Source organism: Acinetobacter sp. YH12227 (assembly GCF_013417785.1).
In the GTDB taxonomy this organism is placed as follows: Bacteria; Pseudomonadota; Gammaproteobacteria; order Pseudomonadales; family Moraxellaceae; genus Acinetobacter; species Acinetobacter gandensis.
Map to the genome: position 1 here is coordinate 1 of NZ_VPDH01000162.1, position 1,891 is coordinate 1,891.

2 protein-coding genes and 1 pseudogene are annotated in these 1,891 nt (G+C 35.6%); 1 reads left to right on the forward strand and 2 read right to left on the reverse strand.

Going from position 1 to position 1,891, the window contains the following annotated elements; translation table 11 throughout:
• Window positions 1-128: 128 nt before the first annotated feature.
• Both FTV09_RS17625 and FTV09_RS17630 read right to left on the reverse strand, forming a co-directional pair.
• Window positions 129-623 (reverse strand): annotated as a pseudogene (locus FTV09_RS17625) (macro domain-containing protein); the annotation flags it as partial.
• An 8-nt stretch (window positions 624-631) separates the two neighbouring features.
• The gene (locus FTV09_RS17630; protein WP_114238014.1) at window positions 632-1,330 is read right to left on the reverse strand and encodes a hypothetical protein; all 699 of its coding nucleotides are present in this window, start codon (window positions 1,328-1,330) and stop codon (window positions 632-634) included.
• Between the two features lie 218 nt (window positions 1,331-1,548).
• On the opposite strand from FTV09_RS17630, the gene FTV09_RS17635 reads away from it, so the two are divergent.
• The coding region (locus FTV09_RS17635; protein ID WP_180059001.1) for a helix-turn-helix domain-containing protein at window positions 1,549-1,891 on the forward strand (343 nt) is incomplete at its 3' end.

The following is a 1,891-nucleotide window of genomic DNA, read 5'->3' on the forward strand; positions in this document are numbered from 1 at the left end:
TGTTCAAATGGCGATTCAGCGTTTAATTGGTTTTGGGAAAAAAGAAGAGTTTAAGGAGATTTTGGCAATTTTAAGAAGGCAGAAGCCTGATAGGATAAGGGTTCTGTGAAATTTGTCGTGTACAGAGAAATTAAATAATTTTCATCCTCTCGGCAGATAAAAAATACTTCTGCAACATGATCATATTGAGGCAACATAGAGAGTATGGTGCCAATCGCAATTTCAGCCGCCTTTTGAGGTGGAAAACCATAAACACCTGTACTAATACATGGAAAAGAAACAGTGAGTGCATGAATTTCATTAGCTTTGAATAGTGCATTACTATAAGCATCACAAAGCAATTGTGGCTCATTGTGTTCGCCATCTAACCATCGTGGTCCAACCGCATGAATAAGGTATTTAGCAGGCAGATTACCTGCTGTTGTTACTTCTGCTTGACCTGTAGGGCATATACCTTTTTCTTGATTTAGACGAACACATTCTTCTTTCATCAATGGTCCAGCTTTTTTATGAATCACATAATCAAGTCCACCACCACCAAGCAAAGATTTATTTGCTGAGTTAACGATGGCATGTACAGCAAAAGCTGTTATATCTGCTTGGATGAGATGGACTTTTTTCATAATTAGTTTTATAGAATACCCTTTTGTTTCTTATATTCAGTAATGATTGTTCCTAATTCTGGTTCAAATAATTTGATATATTCATCAGATAGACCTCTACTACTAGATGGGTGTGGTAAGCACACAACTTGGCATTGTTCAAAATTATCAAAGTAAACTTTAAATCGAGTACCATCAAAATCTGTTTTTTGTACCATTTTTAAGGGTTCTATTTCTGGACCAACAATAGCAGTAAACCTATCCCAAACATCTATATTTCTCAGAAAATTAATAAGCTTACTACCCATAAATAAAATTACTTTGGGTCTCAAAACTTCAATATGATGAATAAAATTATCAACTGCTTCTTTTTCTAAGAAACGATTATAGCTTTCTATATCTGCATTACTCGTATAGGCCCAATTAGTTTGAATAATACATTTATCAAAGTCTGAACCTAAATTTTCATCGTTTAATGGGTGTCCCCAAAACTTAAACCATTTTTTGATATTTTTATCATAAGGCCAAGTATTGGCAGAAGGACCATACCTTAGGGATTTATTACTAAATGTACATTCAATGCTCATATCTACTGTGGGACGGCTATCGCTTTCATCCAGTTTTTGATCTTCTTTTGACCATCCCCATTCATAGCCACAAATCATTAATCCGTTTTTATCATTAAAGCCTGCGAAAATTGAATTTGCTAAATTTAGATTTCTTTCCATTATTCTTTTCTTAGATGAACTTAAACCTTAAGTTAACACATATATTTCATATAAATCATTTATATGGAAAGTTTTTTATAGATATAAAGTACACTTAACATAAAATCTCTTATGCGAAACTGAACTGTTAGAACCCATTTAAAGTGTCTATATTCTCACCAATAAAAATGTCTGGTTTATGATGATTTTTATCACCATGGACTGGATATAAAATATAGATGCTGATCACTATGTCTGACAAAGAAATTCAACGTCTTGCAGTTCTGCAAGACGTTCGAGATCATCGTATTACCCAAGTCCGTGCTGCTGAAATCCTGAATCTTTCCACCCGTCAAATTACCCGGTTATTGCAGAAGCTCAATCAAGATGGTGTTTCAGGCATGACGCATGCCAGTCGTGGTCAACCGGGCCATCATCGCCATGACGATTTATTAAAATCGCAATGTCTTTCCATTATTTCTGAACATCTGCTGGGCTTTGGACCTACCTTGGCGCATGAGAAGCTCAGCAGCATGTTTGACCTGAATATCCCGGTAGAAACGGTTCGGCGCTGGATGACTG